Below are 19067 nucleotides of genomic sequence, written 5' to 3' on the forward strand. Positions count from 1 at the left end.
AAGAAACTCAATGTTAAACTAATTTAAGTGGTTAACAATTTCTTAACTTAGGCTTAACTGAAAATTACATCAGAGACAGTACTTTCGTAACAAATATTTAACTATGAATAACGCAGGTCAGAAAATATTAATTGTTGATGATGAACCAGATATTCTGGAGTTGATTGAGTACAACTTAAAAAAAGAGGGTTATCAGGTTTTTACGGCATCTAACGGACAAGAGGGAATTACAGTTGCCAAGAAGGTTCATCCCGATTTAATTATTCTCGACATCATGATGCCGAAAATGGATGGAATTGAAGCTTGTCGCTTAATGAGAGCCATTCCTGAATTCAAAAATACGTTCATGGTCTTTTTAACCGCAAGGAGCGAAGAATATTCTGAAATAGCTGGCTTTAATGTAGGTGCTGATGATTATATCGCAAAGCCGATTAAACCACGTGCTTTGGTTAGTCGCATCAATGCTATTTTAAGAAGAAATTCTGGTACAGAAGAGGTATCAGAAAATAAATTAGAAATCGGTGATTTAGTGATCGACCGTGAAGCTTATTTGGTTTTTCAAGGCGGAAACAAGGTTGTTTTGGCTAAAAAAGAATTTGAATTGTTATATCTTTTGGCATCGAAACCTGGTAAAGTTTACACCCGGGAATCAATCCTTAAAAATATATGGGAAGATTCTGTTGTAGTTACCAATAGAACCATTGATGTTCACATTCGGAAACTACGCGAAAAGTTAGGCGAAACTTATGTATCAACTGTAAAAGGTGTTGGTTATAAGTTTGAGCTTTCTTGATAAATTAAAATTTAAAATATTAGGCCAAAGATTTATTAATCTTTGGCTTTTTTGTTTGTTTGAATTTTGTTATTATATTGTATTTCAAGTAATTAAATAGAGTGTTATGTCCGAAAACGCGATTAATCGATACCATTTTACAGCAGATTGGGGAGGAAGTAGAATTGGTTTTACTGAAATATCAGGATTGGATATTGAAATAGAGGCTGTTGTCACGAGAGATAGCTCAAATCCTGTTGATAGTGGTAGAAAGATTCCTGGTCTTAGAAAGTTTTCAAATATTATTTTAAAAAGAGGTATTGCTAAAAACGACAATGATTTTTTTAACTGGATTAACACAAAAAGTATTGGAAATATAGAACGAAGGAATATCACCATTAAATTACTTAATGAAGAGCACGAACCCATTTTTATATGGATGGTAAAAAATGCTTTTCCTGTTAAATATAATGGTCCAATTTTGATTTCAAATGATAGTGAAATTGCATTTGAAACGCTTGAATTAACGCATGAGGGCTTAACCGTAACCACTCCATAGCTTGTAATTGTTTAGAGGATATAACTAAAAAATTATTCTTTTTCTTCGAAAAAATTTCATCTCTCATTACAACAATAGTCGTTTTAAAACCTACTATCAATGATCATATGCTTTATATGTAGCTAATTCTTATCGCAATTAAAATAAATCCGTATTATTGCGGCTCATTAATAGCACTACAGTTTGAAGTACCCAAATTTTAAAGATCTTATTCTTTTCGAAGACAACGATTTCATCGTTATCAATAAACCACCATTTCTTGCCTCACTTGATGAAAGAGGTGGTTCTGGCGAAACCAATGTTTTGCGTTTAGCTAAGCAGTATAGCGATGATGCACAGGTTTGCCACCGTTTGGATAAGGAAACTTCTGGGGCTTTAATTATTGCAAAAAATCCAGAGGCTTATCGGCATGCATCTATGCAATTCGAACGTAGAAAAGTAAATAAAACTTATCATGCTCTGGTTGATGGACATGTTATTTTCGATGAACTTTTAGTTGATTTACCCATTCTAAACGACGGGAATAAAAACGTAACCATTGATAGGGCAGAGGGAAAAAGAGCTGAAACCATTTTTGATTCCTTAAAATATTATAAGCATTACACTTTGGTAGAATGTAAGCCAATTACAGGCCGTATGCACCAAATTCGCATTCACTTGGCTACCCAACGTGCAGCGATTGTGGGCGATGAAATGTATAGAGGGAAACCAGTTTTTCTATCATCAATTAAACGCGGCTATAAATTAACCAAAGGCGAAGAAGAGCAACCCATTATGAAACGTTTTGCACTTCATGCCCGTCATTTGGTATTCAAAGGAATGGATGATCAAGACATTATCATTGATGCGCCATATCCAAAAGATTTTGCAACCTTAATTAAGCTGCTTGACAAATTCGATGCTTAAACTTGAATAACCAGAAATAAAATAACATGTATATCCGCTTTGTAAATTACCTTGATAAGATTAACCGATACAGAAAATCAAAAATATCAAACCGTAATTTCTTAGTAATACTTGCAGTTGTTGTTGGTATTTTGGCAGGCTTGGCAGCAGCAGCTTTAAAAAGCTTAACGCATCATATCGAAGAATTTCTTCAATCAGATTGGCAGTGGAAATACAAATACTATCTCTATTTGCTATTCCCGATGATTGGTATATTTCTTACAGTTTTATACATCAAATACTTTATCCGCAAAAGCAAATTCGAAACAGGTTTAACGCCTTTGCTGTATGCGATTTCTAAAAAATCTAGCAGGGTAGAAGCCCACAATATTTATTCACAAATTATTACTGCCGCTGTTACTGTTGGTTTTGGTGGTTCAACAGGATTAGAAGCACCAATTGTAACGAGTGGTTCGGCTATAGGCTCAAACTTAGGCCGGATTTTGGGCTTATCCTACCGGGAAATAACCATGTTAGTGGCTTGTGGCGCAGCTGCAGGAATCGCTGGTGCATTTAATAGCCCTGTTGCCGGAATAGTATTCGCCATTGAAATATTACTCCCTGAATTTACCATTCCTGCATTTATTCCTTTGCTACTTTCAGCTGCTACTGCAGCAGTGGTAGCGAGGCTATTTTATACGCAACAATTGTTCTTCCTAGTTACTGAGGGCTGGGAAATAAACGCTTTATTTTACTATGTAATTTTGGCCATACTAATTGGTTTGTTTTCGATTTATTTCACAAAAGCCAACTATGCGGTAAAAGGTTTTTTCTATAAAATCAAACATCCATATACGAAGGTAATTATTGGTGGTTTAATGCTTGGAGCCTTGGTTTTCCTCTTTCCAACGCTGTATGGCGAAGGATACATCACGATTAAAAGTTTGCTAAGGGGTGATTATTTGGCTGTTATTAATAATAGCATTTTCTCTGACTATAATACCATTCCTGCGTTAATTATTCTCTTTACTGTGGTTACTATTTTTATGAAATCAATAGCCACATTGGTTACATTGGGTGCTGGCGGAAATGGAGGAACTTTTGCCCCAAGTTTAATTATGGGCGGATTGATTGGTTTTGTTTTCGCTTACGTTGTTAATCTTTCGGGAATTGCGCATTTAAATGTGTCAAATTTTATTGTCGCAGGTATGGCAGCCGCGTTAGGCGCAATTATGCATGCACCTTTAACGGGCATTTTCTTAATTGCAGAAATTACAGGTGGCTATATTTTAATGGTTCCTTTAATGATAACAACGGCCATATCCTATGCTGTTAACCGCAGTTCGCAAAAGCATTCTATTTATACAAAAGCATTGGCTGATAAAGGCGAACTCCTATCTCATGAGGATAAGGATACAACGGTTTTAAATCAAATGAAATTGAAGTATTTGATTGAGAAAAACTATCCAACGCTAAATATGAATGATTTAATTTCATTGAAGATGAACGAAATCGTACAATCTCATAAAAATATTTGCGCAGTTACCGACGAATCGGGTGATTTTAAAGGGATTATATATGTGGAAGAAGTTTTTAATGAGATAATGAAAAACGATAATAAAGATTCTTTAACTGCATCCTATTTGCTTCAGCAGGCGCCAAATACCGTTAATCAGAACGACGATCTAAAACAGATTCTAGAAAAAATGGAAGAAGAAAATGCATGGATTTTACCTGTAATTGATAGTGATAATCATTATAAGGGCTTTGTTTCGAAAACAGCCATCTTCAATAAATATAGGGCTTTGCTAATGAGGCAGAACGATTATATGGGTTAAAATTAAAAATGTTGGAATATTGATAAGTTTTAAGGTTGAAACGTTTTGGTAGCCCTGAACATTTCAACCTTATAATCTTTAACTTTTCAACTGATGTTATTCTGCTCTCTTCAACCCAAACTTCTCAATCTTGCTGTATAAATGACTTCTTTGAATGTCAATCTCATCAGCAGTTTTGGAAACATTCCAGTTGTTTTTCTCGAGTTTAAATTTGATAAATTCTTTTTCTGCGTGGTCTTTATAATCCTGAAAATTATTAAAACTATCGAAAGAAGATGACATACCCGAACCTCCTGAATTGCCTGCTATTTGTGTGCTTGATGCAGCACCAATGTTTGTTCCACCACCTGGATTAGCGAAAGCACGAACATCATTTTCAGTAATTACTTTATCACTTAAAATAATTAATCGTTCGATCATGTTGTGTAACTCACGAACATTACCTGTCCATGGCAAAGCTTGTAAAGCTGCCATCCCACTGTCGTTAATTTTTTTAACCGGCATGCCGTAATCATTGCAAATACTCTCTAAAAAATTTTGTGCAATTACCGGAATATCATCAGTTCGTTCCGTTAAATGCGGAACGTGAATATTTATTACATTTAATCGGTGGTACAAATCCATACGGAAATTACCATCCTCAATCTCTTTTAACAGATCTTTATTGGTCGCTGCCAAAACACGAACATTAACTTCGATTTCCTTTTCACCACCTACTCTAGAAATTTTATGCTCTTGTAAAGCACGAAGTACTTTTGCTTGTGCAGAAAGGCTCATGTCGCCAATTTCATCTAAAAATAGAGTTCCGCCGTTAGCCAATTCGAATTTACCAATGCGTTGTTTTACAGCTGAAGTAAATGAGCCCTTTTCATGGCCAAACAATTCACTTTCAATTAATTCTGATGGAATTGCAGCGCAATTTACTTCAATTAAAGGGCTGTCAGCACGATTTGATTTTTCGTGTAACCAACGCGCTACCAATTCTTTACCGCTTCCATTTGCGCCTGTAATTAAAACACGGGCCTCAGTAGGTGCTACACGCTCAATAGTTTCTTTAATTTTGGAAATGCTTTCGGATTCGCCAAGTATTTCGCGGGTTTTACTTGCCTTACGCTTTAATACTTTAGTTTCAGTAACTAAAGTTCCACGGTCTAAACCATTACGAACAGTAATTAATAAACGGTTTAAATCTGGTGGTTTTGAAATAAAATCGAACGCACCTTTTTTGCTGGCTTCAATGGCCGTTTCAACCGTTCCGTGACCAGAAATCATGATGAAAGGTAAATCTGGTTTGATGATTTGTGCCTGTTCTAGCACTTCCATACCATCCATCTTATTCATCTTAATGTCGCAAAGAACCAAGTCGAAATTGGTTTTCTTAATCATTTCAAGGCCATCGATACCATTATCGATATCTTCAACATCGTAGTTTTCGTATTCTAAGATTTCTCGAAGGGTGCTTCTTATCGCCCGCTCATCATCAATAATTAGTAGTTTGGCCATTTAATATGTGTTTATTCTAATTGATATGCGAATATATTATTTTTAAATTAATGTATAGTTTTTTATACAATGATTTAGGCTATAAACGAGAAATCGATAAAAAGGTTTTAAATTTTATCTCAAAAATATAGGATAGAAAATCCATCCTTTAGTTTATTCTTTTTTGAGAGAGCGTTTATAATTATTTAGAAACAATTAGATAGAATTTCATCGGATGAAATAGTCCTGCTGTACATTGTAGCCCCGATATATACCTGTGCAAAAGCAAAACTTACCTGATAAAAAATAAACAGCGGTTTAAATCGGGGGCTGCCATTTCCATCAGGTTTATTTTACATAATTTTCTGCATCTAACATCATCTGGAAACTGTTAATAAAATTAAATCGTCATTTCGAGCGAAGCCGAGAGATCTTTGGCATATATTGTTAGATTCAAAAGATTTCTCTATTTCGCTGCGCTCCAATCGAAATAACGAAGACGAAACAATTTCAATATTTTAAATAATAGCATAACTATGAAAAATCAAACCCTTTTCCGTGCTTTCTGTGTTTCCGTGGCAAAACATTAAAAGGAAGTTCGAGTTAATTAGGGCTTTGGGTAGGTTTTTAAGTTCAATGCTACAGGTTTTGTTTTTTAAACCTGATTGAAATAAAAATACTTTTTGTTGTACAAAGTTAATAGTTTTCCAATTCCTTCCCACTAGCAACAACGACCATAACGCATAAAAAAAACGCAAAAAGATTGTAATGGAAAGCAGGGCTGAATTAGCTGAAGAGTTACTGTTTTCGCTTTTCAAAAAAATAAAAAAATGCAGGTCTGTAAGCCGGGTTCTGTTTCTCGATTGCTCAAGGTTTCTATCATTAATCCACTGTAAACGTTGCCATTTACCTCTAACGACCTACCCACTAACATCGGACGGGCAGCCCTACATGCGTTAGCCTATTTGGTCTTTCAACTCCCGGGGTTTACAAACCACTGCAGTCGCCTGCAATGCTCGTGCGCTCTTACCACACGTTTTCACCCTTTCCCAACTTGCGTTGGGTGGTATATTTTCTGTTGCACTCATCCGTAATTCAAGTTTTCATTCTTGAATTCCTTTCCGTTAGAAAGCGAGATGCCCTGCGTTGCCCGGACTTTCCTCTCTCCCAATAAATCGGGACAGCGATAGAACAACCTGCATTTTGCGCAAAGATGCTTGTTTTTGACCACAAAGACATCAAGAAAACTAAGATTTTTGCAGTTATTTACAATTTTGCAGTTGAGTAGAGACTTGAGTGTACGGTACAAATCCTTGTTTGTTCCCGAATGAATTGGTAACGAAAACCATCACTTGCGCCACATCAATATCTGCTAATTCGGGAAATGCTGGCATTTTTTCTTTGTATTCTTTGCCATGAATAGTAAAAGTTTCGTTAGCTCCATTTTTAATAATGCAAGCTAAACGGTTTTTGTTGGTTTTAAGGAAAACTGAATCGGTTAACGGAGGTGCAAGCTGACCCAAACCTTCACCATTTTCGCCATGACAATTTTGACATTTAGCTTTGTAGATATCTTTACCGTTAGACATATAATTCTGTAAATCGATGGTTTCCTGGTTTTGACAAGAAACGATGATAGCAACAATTGAAAGCAGAAAAATAGAATTGATGATGTATTTGCGCATAGATGGTTTATTTTATTTGCCACGGAAACACTAAAAGCACAGAAAATTAGAAATTTATTCCGTGTAAATCTGTGTTTCCGTGGCTAAATATTTTACTTTTTATATTCTGCTAATAAAACAGGAATATCCTTTTTCAATTGTTCTACCTGGTCTTCTTTGGTTCCATCATAAGCACCACGGATCCGCCTATCCTTATCAACTAAAACCAAATAACCTTGGTGAATATAGCCATCTTTTGCTGTGCTGTCTTCGCCAACTGCTACTAAATAGTTTTTCTCTGCTAAAGTGTAAACGCTATCCTTACTGCCATAAAGAAATTGCCATTTAGCCCCATCAACACCTAATTTTTGAGCATATTTTTTTAAAACATATGGCCTGTCGTACTTGAAATCGATGGTATGAGATACAAACATTACATCGGGATTGGTTTTAAATTCATTGTAAACCGTCATCAAATTGCGGTGCATAGTTGGGCAAATTGTGGTGCAAGATGTAAAGAAAAAATCGGCCACATACACTTTTCCGTCGGTTGCTTTATTAGTGGTAACAATGCTATCCTGATTTAAAAAAGACCAATTGGGGATGGTTTGATAAACGGTATCAATCTTCTCAACGCCAGCTGCATCTTTAACAGTTTCTGCATGGCGCTCGCCGTAAAATGGCAGTTTCTTTTCTTGCTGACAAGATGAAAGTATTGTAATAAATAGCAAACAAAATGCTATTGAAGAAATAATTTTATTCATGGTGATTTCTTAAAGTGTAAATATACAACCTCTGTTTTGCAGATGGCAATTTATAGAGATTTTATTGTTTTGTTTAAATTTGATTCCTACGGATTAAATAGATTTTGTTAATTTTTAATGTTAATCTGCGTAATCCGCAGGAAAATATATTACCTAATGTTTATGGTGCATTGTGTCTATCTTTTCAGCTGGCAAAATATTATAAACTTTTAAAACAGAATCTGATTCTCCGGTAACCTTGATATACCCATCTTCAACTGCTCTGATTTTTACCATTTCTGATTTGTAGTAATCTAAATCCTCTTGTTCAGTTTTACCTTTAAAATCATCTTTAAAGAAATGCATCCAATCCATCATATTTTCATCGGCTTTGTTTAATCTGAAGATTAATTCAGCTAAACTTAGAGAATCTTTAGCAGATTTAATTTTATCAGATTTTAGAATAGATTCTAATTTCATTTTATTTTTAATCACTTTTTCGCCATCCATCATTAATTTATCGTGGATATTTAAAACTTCTTTTTTAATATCGTTCGCTTTAGGATCTGTATTACAGGCACCAAAAAACAAGATTAGCGCTGATGCAATTACTGTTATTTTATTTTTCATTTTTTAAAAATTATAGGTTAAACCAACATAAACTTTACCTGCACTCATGGGATGGTCGGTTTTTGCTTCCCAAATGTTTTTCTGAATGCCAGCATTAAGCGCAATGTTTTTATAGAAAATATCTGCACCAACACCACCCATCAAGTTATTCATTACGTGTTCGCCTGTTTTTATGCCTTTGTATTTTTCTCCTCCAGAATATTCATAGAAAAACTGGGCTGATGGCATCACTTGTACATCTTTACCAATTCTTTGGGTGTAGAAAATATTAAGGAAACTGGTGGTGCTGTTTGCAATTCCCTCATCACGGCTATTTGTTCCATTAATTTTATAAGAGGTGTTTATATTTGCACCAAATTTGCCTAAACCAACCATATAGTTTAGGTAAATAAAACCATCAGTGCTTCCTGTTCCGCCTTGCATTAGCGATGAATAACGAATTCCCTCAATATTTTTGAAGTCGTTTTTTCCTGTCGGAAGTTTTAATCCTACGCCGGCAATGAGTTGTTGCTTAAAATTATCTTCCAATTTTTGGACAACATGATATCCTACATAAAAATTAACATCACCAATCCCCGAAATGGATGAAGTATAGCCATTATATCGCTCGCTATTTGATACATAAGGAAGAATGGCATTGATTTCCAATCTGCTGTTGATAAAGTATTTTCCTCTGATCTCCATAGAACGATACAATTCATAATCATCAGGATTACCTGCATGGCTAGTTATCGGTGAATTCTGACTTCGGGCGGGGATAAAAAATTTTCCTCCTTTAGGAAACAGCGAATGTGGCTGACCATCGTAACCATTAAATGAGCGATAGCGATATAATAAGCTGATGCTATTGCGATTATAATATGGTGTAATGCCCATAAAACAGCCGCAAATATCACATGCAAAAACATTGCTGTTCACCAAAACGAATAGCACGATGAGTAATTTACGATTCGCTATACAATGTGTTTTTGATAAATTCATTGTCTGTTAATGTTTTTAAAAATGCCTTAATATGTTCTTTTTCTGATTCGTTGAGCGAGATGCCATTTTTCAATCTGGCATCTAAATTTGTCGCTGCTTTAACGCCTGAATTGTAATGCTCTAAAACTTCATCCAAATTGTAAAAACGGCCATCGTGCATGTAAGGTCCAGTATATTCGATGTTGCGCAGTGTGGGTACTCGGAATATTCCAAAATCTGTACTCAGGCCTGTAATGTGCGATCGACCCTCATCAGCACTGACCAAATCCAGGCCATTACTTTTGTATGAAAAATCAGTAAAGAATGGCTCTGCATGACATGATGTACATTTTTCTTTGAATAAGTTATATCCTGCTAATTCTGTTGATGAAAATGAATAACCGCTCTCTTTACGCATTACCTTATCATATTTGGAATTTCCTGAAACCAGTACAGCTGTAAATTGCGTCATCGATTTCAAAATCCTTTGTGAATTGATATCAGTAGAACCAAAAGCCTGCTTAAATAACTCAGGATAAGGAGCTGTACTTTTTAAAAAAGCAATAATGGTTTCAATATCTGTTCTCATTTCACAAGCATCGGTAACGGCGTTCAATGGGGATGTTTCGAGGTTTTTTACACCGCCATCCCAAAAGAAAGCCTTTTGCCAAGCCAAGTTGAAAAGGGGTGGGGCATTCCTTTTCCCTTGGCAATTATCAACCCCGTGGCTAACCTTATGGTCGAGGTTTGCAAATGCTGCAAATTGCTGATGGCAGCTGCCACAAGAAACACTTTTATCAGCCGATAAACGAGCATCATAAAACAACTTTTTGCCCAATGCGAAACCTGCATTTGTTAGTTGATTATCTTCGAATTGATATGCTGGCGATGGGAAATTTGATGGAACCGAAAAAGTTATTTTCGTTTCTTCAGGATTAATTACATCTTCATTTTTACTGCAAGCATACATCAATGCAATGCTCAGAACAAGCATTGCAAAGACGATTGATTTCCGCCACATATTAATTATGAATATGGTCTAAACGAAATAAACCTTTCGCATAATTGTTAGCTACCAAAACCGAATTAGCGCCACCCATTGTAAAATTTAAGGAAGCAAAGCTGATATCGGTTGTACCTGTAAATAATGCAGCAGCATTTACAATAAAGTGCATATTGGGTTTGGCGTCGGTCCTAATTCGTAAAGGATTCGCAGCATTGATTTCGGTAGAAAAGGTTCTAATGGTATTGTTCGGGTCGACAACTCCACCAATATGAAAAGTTAACATATTGCTTGTTGCTGTGGATTTCGGTGAGCTACCTTCCAATTTCACAAAAATGTAACCGCTGTTCCAGGTCCAGAACATTCCATTAATTGGGTCTAATGCACCTGTTTGCGCACCTGCAAAATTGCGGGCATAATCTACGCCAATGGTGTATTCAATTTTAGTATAATCTCCTGTTGGAACATCATTTATAGTAATCAATTTTGAAGCACTTTTTGATTCATCAATTAAAAAATAACTTTCAGGAATCAAATAAGTTGATCCATCAGCCTTGCTTAATTTAATGTTGCTTACGTAATATTTGAATACGTTAATTTTAAAATCTTCGCCTTTTGCATTTTTGTAAGTATTCGTATTTAAAGCCAAAGCTGCACCATTAACCTGGTGCTCAAATTCGATGGTAAAGCTTGATTTCGTATTTGCTGTGATATCATCATCGCTTTTTTTGCATGATGATAAAAGTATAATTGGGCATAACAATGCCAGTAAATATTGTGATATTTTCATTTTTGAAAATTTGGATAAGTAATAAAATTGAGTGTGTTCTAATACAGTCGTCATGCTGAATTTATTTCAGCATCTTTCATGCTAAGCCGTCTTGCTACAAAGGCTATGAATCAAGTTCAGAGTGACGACCGTCCATGTAAAATGCCAACCAAGTTACCTAATGATTTTATATCGGTATTTGAGGATGACGAACAGTAAAAAAAAAATTTAACTTAAACCGTTTTCGGTGGATGAAAAATAGAAACAGAAAGATCTTTAACCGGCTTTTCGATATAACCGTTTTCTGATTTAATAATGAAATATGGGATTTGGTGATTGATTGCAGTAATCTGAAATTTCGGTTCAGCTTCTACAATTCGTTTTAAATTTTCCTGAACCTGTTTATTTTTGCTATCTAAATCTTTCAATTTTTTAGCTAAAAAACATTGTCCGTCACAATGCAATTCGGGGTGTTCTTTGTTGATACAAAACACACTGGTAATGTATTCTTTGTTCATTTTGTAACCAGAATAAACCACTAACTGCATCGCCCCATTTGAAACCGAGCAAATCACTAAAAGGTATATCAGGATTTTTTTGAACATTTTATCTGCTGCAAAAGTATTAAAGAAATTGGTTGCAGCAAAGAAAAAGCATTTTTTAAACTATTGATTGAAATCAACTGGCATAAATACTGAACAGGATTGAAAAAGGAAAAATCGAGAAAGGTCAGCAAATTGCTATTTCATTTATAGCCATCAGTTTCCCCTGACGCAATATTTTGTAACAAAAAAAACCAGATGCATTAGTACATCTGGTTTTAATATTTAATCTGCAAATATGTGGCTAAACCTAAGCCTGCAAATCAGCCATAACAGCTTTAATTTTATCACCTAATTCATCATTTACTTTAGCGAAATCTGCTTTATCAGCTAATGGTGCATTTACGCTGCAATAGAATTTAATTTTAGGTTCGGTACCACTCGGACGAGCAGAAACAATACTTCCATCTTCAGTAATAAATTGTAAAACATCTGAAGTTGGATAATTCAGTTTCGTAACTTTTCCTGTAGCTAAATCTGTTTCCTGGCTTAGTTCGTAATCTTTCAATACAGAAACTTTAGAACCGCCCAAACTTGCAGGTGGGTTATTCCTGAATTTTTCCATCATCGCTTTAATTTCTTCAGCACCAGTTTTGCCTTTTTTAGTAAGCGAAACCAAATCTTCTTTGTACAGACCGTATTCAACATACATATCTAACAAAGCATTGTACAAACTTGCGCCCTTATCTTTATAGTAAGCAGTCATTTCAGAAATAAAAGCAGCAGAAACTACAGCATCTTTATCGCGAACCAAATCGCCAATTAAATAACCATAACTTTCTTCGCCACCACCGATAAAATATTTTTTACCTTCTAATTCTGTCATCAACTGACCGATATATTTAAAACCAGTTAAGGTGTTGTAATAAGTTACATCCTTTTTCTTAGCAATTTCTTCAATTAGGTTTGAAGTTACAATCGTTTTCACAATGAATTGATTGCCATCTAGTTTACCGCTTTCCTGCCAGGCAGTTAAAAGGTAGTTAATCAGTAAACTTCCTGTTTGGTTACCATTTAGCAAAACCCATTCGCCATTATTATCTTTCACAGCAATACCAACACGATCAGCATCGGGGTCAGTTGCCAAAACCAAATCAGCATCAATTTCTTTAGCTTTATTCATCGCTAACGTTAACGCATCTTTTTCTTCTGGATTAGGATAAACTACTGTAGGGAAATTACCATCAGGTGTGCTCTGTTCTTCAACCAGTGTAACGTTGGTAAAGCCAAATTGTGCCAAAGCTTTCGGTACTAAAGTAATCCCTGTTCCATGAATAGGAGAGTACACGATTTTTAAATCATGTTGTCTTTTAATCGCATCAGGAGAAATTGATAGTGCAGTGATACCATCTAAATAAAGTTTATCAATGGCCTCACCAATTAATTCAACGTTTGCATCAACTCTTTCAAACTTCACTTCATCAATGCTTTTGATTTTGTTTACCTCATCAATAACCAATTTATCATCAGGAGAAGTAAACTGACCGCCATCTGCACCGTAAGCTTTATAGCCATTATATTCTTTTGGATTGTGCGACGCTGTTAACATTACACCACTTTTACAACCAAAATGACGAACCGCAAAAGATAATTCTGGTGTCGGTCTTAATGCTTCGAAAAAGTAAACGTGAATACCATTTGCAGAAAATACATCTGCCGTAATTCCTGCAAAATAATCAGAATTATTTCTGCTATCATGCGCAATGGCAACGCTGATTTTTTCGTCTGGATATTTATTGTTTAAATAGTTTGCCAAACCCTGAGTTGCAGTTCCAATAGTGTATTTATTGATACGGTTAGAACCAGCACCCATAATGCCACGTAAACCACCGGTACCAAATTCTAAGCTTTTGTAAAAAGCATCTGTAAGTTCGGTAGTGGAGTTATTATCTACTAGAGTTTGAATTTCTGACTTCGTTTTTTCGTCGTAATTTCCGCTTAACCACTGATTAATTGTGGCTTGAGTTGATTGATCAATTGATTGCATTGAGCTTTATTTTTAATTTAATATCTGGTTTTGAACAAATTTGATTCAATGAAGTTTGGTTTGAAAGAAAATATTTCGATTCTTCCAAATTTTATTTTGTTGAGGATGTTGCTTTTAAACTGCTTTTGCTTATTTTCACGCCCCGATACAATAATAAAGTAAATTACATATTCCATTACAAAAATGAAAACATCATAATTTTTTATAGCCAAAAGTAATTAAATAAATTATGATAGCTTCATTACCGTTAAAAACAATAATAAAGTAAATGAAAATACTAAAATTTGGGGGTACTTCTGTAGGTAGTCCCGAGCGCATGACGAAGTTGTTGGATATCATTAATCCAAACGAAGAACAAATTGTTGTTTTATCAGCTGTGTCTGGTACGACAAACAGTTTAGTGGAGATTTCTAATTATTTTTTAGCAGGAGATAAGAAGAAGGGCAGCGAATGCGTAGAAAATTTGTATCAAAAATATAAGGATTTTGTTATTGAACTTTTACCATCTGCCGATTTTCAGGAGATGGGTAACGAAGTGATAGATTATCATTTCAGCTTTTTAGCCGTTTTAACCAATGATATTTTTACTTCAATTGAGGAGAAAGTTGTTTTAGCTCAAGGTGAATTATTATCCACAACATTGTATCATATTTATTTAAAATCTATAGGTGTAGAATCAGTTTTGCTTCCTGCGCTAGATTTTATGAAAACTGATGAAGATAACGAACCAGATATTCCATTTACAACAAAGCATTTAACACCATTATTAGAGGCGAATAAAGGAAATAAGTTATTTATTACGCAAGGATTTATTTGCCGCAATAGTTTCGGCGAAGTAGATAATTTACGCAGAGGAGGGAGTGATTATACCGCATCTTTATTAGGGGCTGCTATAATGGCCGAAGAAGTTCAAATTTGGACTGATATTGACGGAATGCATAATAATGATCCCAGGATTGTTAAAGGAACAAAACCGATTGCTCAATTATCTTTTGATGAAGCAGCTGAATTAGCTTATTTTGGAGCTAAAATTTTGCATCCTCAATCTGTGTTTCCGGCACAGAAATATAAAATTCCAGTTCGTTTGTTGAATACGATGGAGCCAAGTGCATCGGGAACTTTGATTACTCATGACAGCGAAAAAGGTAAAATTAAATCTATAGCTGCTAAAGATGGTATCACAGCAATTCGTATTCAATCGAGCAGAATGTTATTGGCTTACGGATTTCTGCGTCGTGTTTTTGAAGTTTTTGAGCGTTATAAAACGCCAATTGATATGATTACCACATCTGAAGTGGCTGTTTCATTAACAATTGATGAAATAGGCAATCTGCCAAAGATTATCGAGGAATTAGAAAGCTTCGGAACAGTTGAAGTAGATACCAACCACAGCATTGTGTGTGTTGTTGGCGATTTCGGTTCAGAGAAACATGGTTTTGCAAGCAGGGTTTTAGAGGGATTAAAACATATTCCAATCCGAATGATTTCTTATGGAGGAAGTAATTATAATGTTTCTCTTTTGATTTTAAGCGAATATAAAACAGAGGCTTTGCGAAGTTTGCACAATAGATTATTCGAATAGCAAATAGAATGCACCAAAAATTACCAGCAAGCCAATGAGGAAATGAAAAGCCAGAAAGTTTGATGGTAATAATCCGTTTTTATGCTTCTTGTAAGAATTAAACAATCCTAATGAGATGATTAAAACGATAAATATGGCAGCTATTATTTTCATTTTTTAATAAATAAAAGGAACAATACTATTAAGAGCAAAACGATAAAAAATCGGATTTTTCCATTGTATTGTTTTCGGGTAATTCTTCCATGTTTTAAATCGAGGTAATTACCCAAATAAATTAGCCCAAAGAATAAAATTAAAATTATAATAAGGAATTTAAACATGTTCGCCGATAAAGATATATCAAAGTTTAGCAATATAGAAACGCCATTTTACTATTATGATACGGATTTATTGCAGAAAACTTTAAGCGCTTGTGCCGATGCTGCAAAACCATATCAGTTTCACATCCATTATGCATTAAAAGCCAACTTCAATTCTGTTTTGCTTGAGCAAATTAAGCAAATTGGTTTCGGAGCTGATTGCGTAAGCGCTGGAGAGGTGAGAAGAGCTGTTGAGGTAGGATTCGAAAATAAAAAAATAGTTTTCGCAGGGGTAGGTAAATCTGATAAAGAAATAAATGAGGCTTTGGATTTGGATATATTCTGCTTCAATGTAGAATCTATTCAGGAATTGGAAGTTTTAAATGAACTTGCAGCCGCAAAGGGAAAAGTTGCACAAGTAGCCATTCGCATTAACCCAAATGTTGATGCACACACGCATCATAACATTACTACTGGTTTGGATGAAAATAAGTTTGGAATCAACTCATGGGATTTACCAGAATGTGCAGAAACATTAAAATCTGCAAAAAACCTAAAATTTATTGGAATTCACTTCCACATCGGTTCTCAAATTACCAATCTTGATGTGTATAAAAACCTTTGCGTTCGTGTAAATGAATTCTGTGCTTGGTTTGAAGATAAAGGCTTTGTTGTCGAAGTTCTTAACGTAGGTGGTGGTTTAGGTATCGATTATTACAATCCTGATAATCAAATACCTGACTTCCAATCTTACTTCAAAATATTTAATGATTTTTTAGAAGTAAAACCAAATCAAGAAGTTCATTTTGAATTAGGAAGAGCATTGGTTGGTCAATCTGCCTCACTAATTACAAGAGCCCTGTATATCAAAAAAGGTAAGAAGAAAAACTTTGTGGTATTAGATGCGGGTATGACGGAATTAATGCGTCCTGCTTTGTATCAGGCATATCACAAAATTGAAAATTTAACACAATCTAAAGTCGTAAATCATAAATCTGAAATCATAAAGTATGATATTGTTGGACCAATTTGCGAAAGTACCGATTGCTTTGGGAAAGAAGTAGAACAACCAGAATCTTTTAGAGGAGATGTTTTCGCCATTCGTAGCGCAGGCGCTTATGGAGAAGTAATGGCATCAAAATATAATTTGAGAGATGTCATAAGATCTGTTTATAGTAACGAAATATAGTTTCCAAAGTCGTCATTGCGAGGCACGAAGCAATCTATCTTGCTAATAAGATTGCTTCGTACCTCGCAATGACGTTTTAATTATTTCCTTTTCGATGCCACAAATATAAAAACGCCTGCTACTAAAATTATTCCACCAGCATAAGGCGGCCAATTCACAGATTTTTCTTTATCAGCCGATATTTGAATCGGACCAGCATCTACAATTTTTTCTTTTTTGGTGTATGTAAAGCCAGTCCAAACCAGCATGGAAATTCCAACGATGATTAGTATTAATCCTAAGGTCTTATTCATGATATTTTGTTTATGGTATTAAACATCATATAGCATTATAAGTTTGTGCTAGAATGAATATCCTAAGGTAATTTTGCCAGAATTATTCATTAAATTATTTCCATTGCTAAGAATTCCGTAGGCATTTTTAATTTTTATAAAAAAAGAAAAATCTGAAGCCAGACCTGTGATTTTTTCTTCGCTATAATTCATGTTTTTCTGTAAGCCAATGGTACTTCCTATAAATAAACGGAAGCCATATTGTCTGTCTGTATTTTTTCGTCCAGACCAAATAATTTCCGTTGATCCTCCCGTGGTAAATAGTGTCGTTTTATCAGATGCTATCGATAATGGATCATTTGTGGATCGTAATTTTTTTCTAAATGACGCGTAACTTCCTGCTTCGTAACTTAACGCACTTTCCCAGTTTAAGATCCTGAACTCGGTATTGCCAGATTTTTCAGCTAGGCCAATAGATGTTCTCAAGCCTAAACCATAAAAACCTTTATCATGATATTCCTCATTTATTTTTCGCCTTGAATTTTCGTATCCACGAGATGTACCTCCAAAATATGCGAAGCCTCCATATGCAAAGTTTACATTTTTTACCACATGAGATCGATTATAGTTCAAATAACCCATGGCCATGTCACCAGTTTCATAAGGTAAGCTATTATTTGCAAAACTGGCACTTACATAATTTTTAACTTTCAAACTATCTTCCATCATAGGTTTTGGCATATACGACATATGATTTGAAGTTACAGCGGGAGTATAAAAGACAGGAAGATTACTGACATAGCCACTGCAGGATGAAAGTAAGAGAATTGCAAATGAGGCAATTATTGTTAACGAATTTTTAGAGTAGAGCATGATTAATTTAATACGTTAATTTATAGATTTAAGTTATTCATCAAAGAAATCGACTAATCCACCTAGGAAATATTCCTCAATTCCATCTGTGAAATCCTTATAATCTTCATCGGGAATGTTGGTTTGTTTAAATTCAAGTGATGTACCCTTTTTATCTTCATGAAGTTTTATGGTAACGATTGATGGTTCAGCATCTTCTCCAAAATACCACTGCTGTACAATTTTTTTGTTGGTTTCAAATTCAAGATTTTTTCCAACAATATCACCATCCCAAAGGGAAAATTCAGTATCGGGTTTTTCTTCGAATACTACTTCGGCACCGGTCCAGAGTTTAATGCTAATATCTTTTGTAAGTGCTAAATAAACTTCTTCAGGAGAACCTGGTATGTAGGTGTATTTTTTATAATCTTTCATTCTGTATCAAGATTTGTAGGATATAAGGATTTTCAAGATTATGGATTCTATCAATTCAACATCCCATCTGAGGTTTTATTTTTATGGAAATTTATTTTCTTTTGTTATTTATTACGCATTATGATTCAAATTCTTAAATCATTTTAAACCTGCCCTATACTTATTTATTAAAGGGTTGTAAATCTTTTTAAATTGTAAGCTTGATGCACCAAAATTAATCAATAATCCGATATTGAAATTATAAGCAACAACATAATTTTTTGCTTGAGCTAAATGGTGATTTTCCAAATTCACACATGCTTTGAGTTCAACAGTAATTAAATCTTCAACTACAAAATCAGCACGACGCTTTCCTACAATTGAACCATCATAGAAAATATCTTGTTCAACTTCTCTCTTATATTTTATTCCAGCTTTGTTTAATTCGATTGCTAAGCATCTCTGATAAATTACTTCCTGAAATCCATTTCCCAAAACCTTATGTACTTTCATTGCACATCCGTTTATCCGATAAGTCAAATCTTCAATATCCATTTTATTAAAA

Annotated in this window: 20 protein-coding genes and 1 other RNA gene; 6 read left to right on the forward strand and 15 right to left on the reverse strand. The window is 34.7% G+C overall.

Annotated elements, in window-relative coordinates; translation table 11 throughout:
• The first annotated feature begins 103 nt into the window (after positions 1-103).
• The 4 genes from LUA91_RS02395 (at position 104) to LUA91_RS02410 (ending at position 4054) form a co-directional block, all read left to right on the forward strand.
• A complete protein-coding gene (locus LUA91_RS02395; protein ID WP_056870373.1) occupies positions 104-793 on the forward strand; it encodes a response regulator transcription factor in 690 nt (229 codons plus the stop codon).
• Between the two features lie 106 nt (positions 794-899).
• Positions 900-1331 (forward strand): phage tail protein, encoded by a 432-nt coding sequence (locus LUA91_RS02400; RefSeq protein ID WP_231424353.1) that lies wholly within the window; start codon positions 900-902, stop codon positions 1329-1331.
• A gap of 183 nt (positions 1332-1514) precedes the next feature.
• Entirely contained in the window at positions 1515-2237 is a 723-nt protein-coding gene (locus tag LUA91_RS02405) for an RluA family pseudouridine synthase (RefSeq protein ID WP_231424354.1), read from the forward strand.
• A gap of 26 nt (positions 2238-2263) precedes the next feature.
• Positions 2264-4054, forward strand: a complete 1791-nt coding sequence (locus LUA91_RS02410) for a chloride channel protein (RefSeq protein WP_231424355.1) — start codon at positions 2264-2266, stop codon at positions 4052-4054.
• Between the two features lie 96 nt (positions 4055-4150).
• Here LUA91_RS02410 and LUA91_RS02415 read toward each other — a convergent pair whose 3' ends face one another.
• From LUA91_RS02415 to LUA91_RS02460, 10 genes are all read right to left on the reverse strand, one after another.
• Positions 4151-5557, reverse strand: coding sequence for a sigma-54 dependent transcriptional regulator (locus LUA91_RS02415; RefSeq protein ID WP_231424356.1), 1407 nt, complete (start codon positions 5555-5557; stop codon positions 4151-4153).
• An 804-nt stretch (positions 5558-6361) separates the two neighbouring features.
• Positions 6362-6739, reverse strand: an RNA gene (gene rnpB / locus LUA91_RS02420) — RNase P RNA component class A.
• A 59-nt stretch (positions 6740-6798) separates the two neighbouring features.
• Positions 6799-7221: a cytochrome c gene (locus LUA91_RS02425; protein ID WP_231424357.1), complete on the reverse strand. Its 423-nt coding sequence runs from the start codon at positions 7219-7221 to the stop codon at positions 6799-6801.
• Between the two features lie 92 nt (positions 7222-7313).
• Positions 7314-7964 carry an SCO family protein gene (locus LUA91_RS02430; protein ID WP_231424358.1) on the reverse strand — a complete coding sequence of 217 codons (651 nt, stop codon included), beginning with the start codon at positions 7962-7964 and terminating at the stop codon, positions 7314-7316.
• Positions 7965-8117: 153 nt separating this feature from the next.
• Positions 8118-8573 (reverse strand): hypothetical protein, encoded by a 456-nt coding sequence (locus tag LUA91_RS02435; protein WP_231424359.1) that lies wholly within the window; start codon positions 8571-8573, stop codon positions 8118-8120.
• 3 nt (positions 8574-8576) lie between these two features.
• Positions 8577-9554, reverse strand: a complete 978-nt coding sequence (locus LUA91_RS02440) for a transporter (protein WP_231424360.1) — start codon at positions 9552-9554, stop codon at positions 8577-8579.
• Entirely contained in the window at positions 9517-10527 is a 1011-nt protein-coding gene (locus tag LUA91_RS02445) for a cytochrome-c peroxidase (protein WP_231424361.1), read from the reverse strand. Before LUA91_RS02445 ends, LUA91_RS02440 begins: the two co-directional genes overlap by 38 nt.
• A 28-nt stretch (positions 10528-10555) precedes the next feature.
• Positions 10556-11326, reverse strand: coding sequence for an MbnP family protein (locus tag LUA91_RS02450; protein ID WP_231424362.1), 771 nt, complete (start codon positions 11324-11326; stop codon positions 10556-10558).
• Positions 11327-11538: 212 nt separating this feature from the next.
• Complete coding sequence (locus tag LUA91_RS02455; RefSeq protein WP_231424363.1) at positions 11539-11910, reverse strand: hypothetical protein; 372 nt, start codon at positions 11908-11910, stop codon at positions 11539-11541.
• A 247-nt stretch (positions 11911-12157) separates the two neighbouring features.
• Positions 12158-13894, reverse strand: a complete 1737-nt coding sequence (locus LUA91_RS02460) for a phospho-sugar mutase (protein WP_231424364.1) — start codon at positions 13892-13894, stop codon at positions 12158-12160.
• A 268-nt stretch (positions 13895-14162) separates the two neighbouring features.
• On the opposite strand from LUA91_RS02460, the gene LUA91_RS02465 reads away from it, so the two are divergent.
• Complete coding sequence (locus tag LUA91_RS02465) at positions 14163-15476, forward strand: aspartate kinase (protein ID WP_231424365.1); 1314 nt, start codon at positions 14163-14165, stop codon at positions 15474-15476.
• Here the strand turns inward: LUA91_RS02465 and LUA91_RS02470 are convergent.
• Positions 15465-15629 (reverse strand): hypothetical protein, encoded by a 165-nt coding sequence (locus tag LUA91_RS02470; RefSeq protein ID WP_231424366.1) that lies wholly within the window; start codon positions 15627-15629, stop codon positions 15465-15467. The genes LUA91_RS02465 and LUA91_RS02470 overlap by 12 nt on opposite strands.
• A gap of 165 nt (positions 15630-15794) precedes the next feature.
• Between LUA91_RS02470 and lysA the strand changes: the two genes are divergently transcribed.
• Positions 15795-16964, forward strand: coding sequence for a diaminopimelate decarboxylase (gene lysA / locus LUA91_RS02475; protein ID WP_231424367.1), 1170 nt, complete (start codon positions 15795-15797; stop codon positions 16962-16964).
• An 80-nt stretch (positions 16965-17044) separates the two neighbouring features.
• Here lysA and LUA91_RS02480 read toward each other — a convergent pair whose 3' ends face one another.
• From LUA91_RS02480 to LUA91_RS02495, 4 genes are all read right to left on the reverse strand, one after another.
• A complete protein-coding gene (locus LUA91_RS02480; RefSeq protein WP_231424368.1) occupies positions 17045-17257 on the reverse strand; it encodes a hypothetical protein in 213 nt (70 codons plus the stop codon).
• Between the two features lie 48 nt (positions 17258-17305).
• On the reverse strand, positions 17306-17965 hold the full coding sequence (locus LUA91_RS02485; RefSeq protein WP_231424369.1) for a hypothetical protein: 660 nt from the start codon (positions 17963-17965) through the stop codon (positions 17306-17308).
• 177 nt (positions 17966-18142) lie between these two features.
• Positions 18143-18523: an SRPBCC domain-containing protein gene (locus tag LUA91_RS02490; RefSeq protein ID WP_231424370.1), complete on the reverse strand. Its 381-nt coding sequence runs from the start codon at positions 18521-18523 to the stop codon at positions 18143-18145.
• 138 nt (positions 18524-18661) lie between these two features.
• Positions 18662-19057 (reverse strand): GxxExxY protein, encoded by a 396-nt coding sequence (locus LUA91_RS02495; RefSeq protein WP_231424371.1) that lies wholly within the window; start codon positions 19055-19057, stop codon positions 18662-18664.
• Positions 19058-19067: the final 10 nt, after the last annotated feature.

Origin of the sequence: Pedobacter sp. Leaf250, assembly GCF_920984735.1 — a bacterium.
Lineage (GTDB): Bacteria > Bacteroidota > Bacteroidia > Sphingobacteriales > Sphingobacteriaceae > Pedobacter.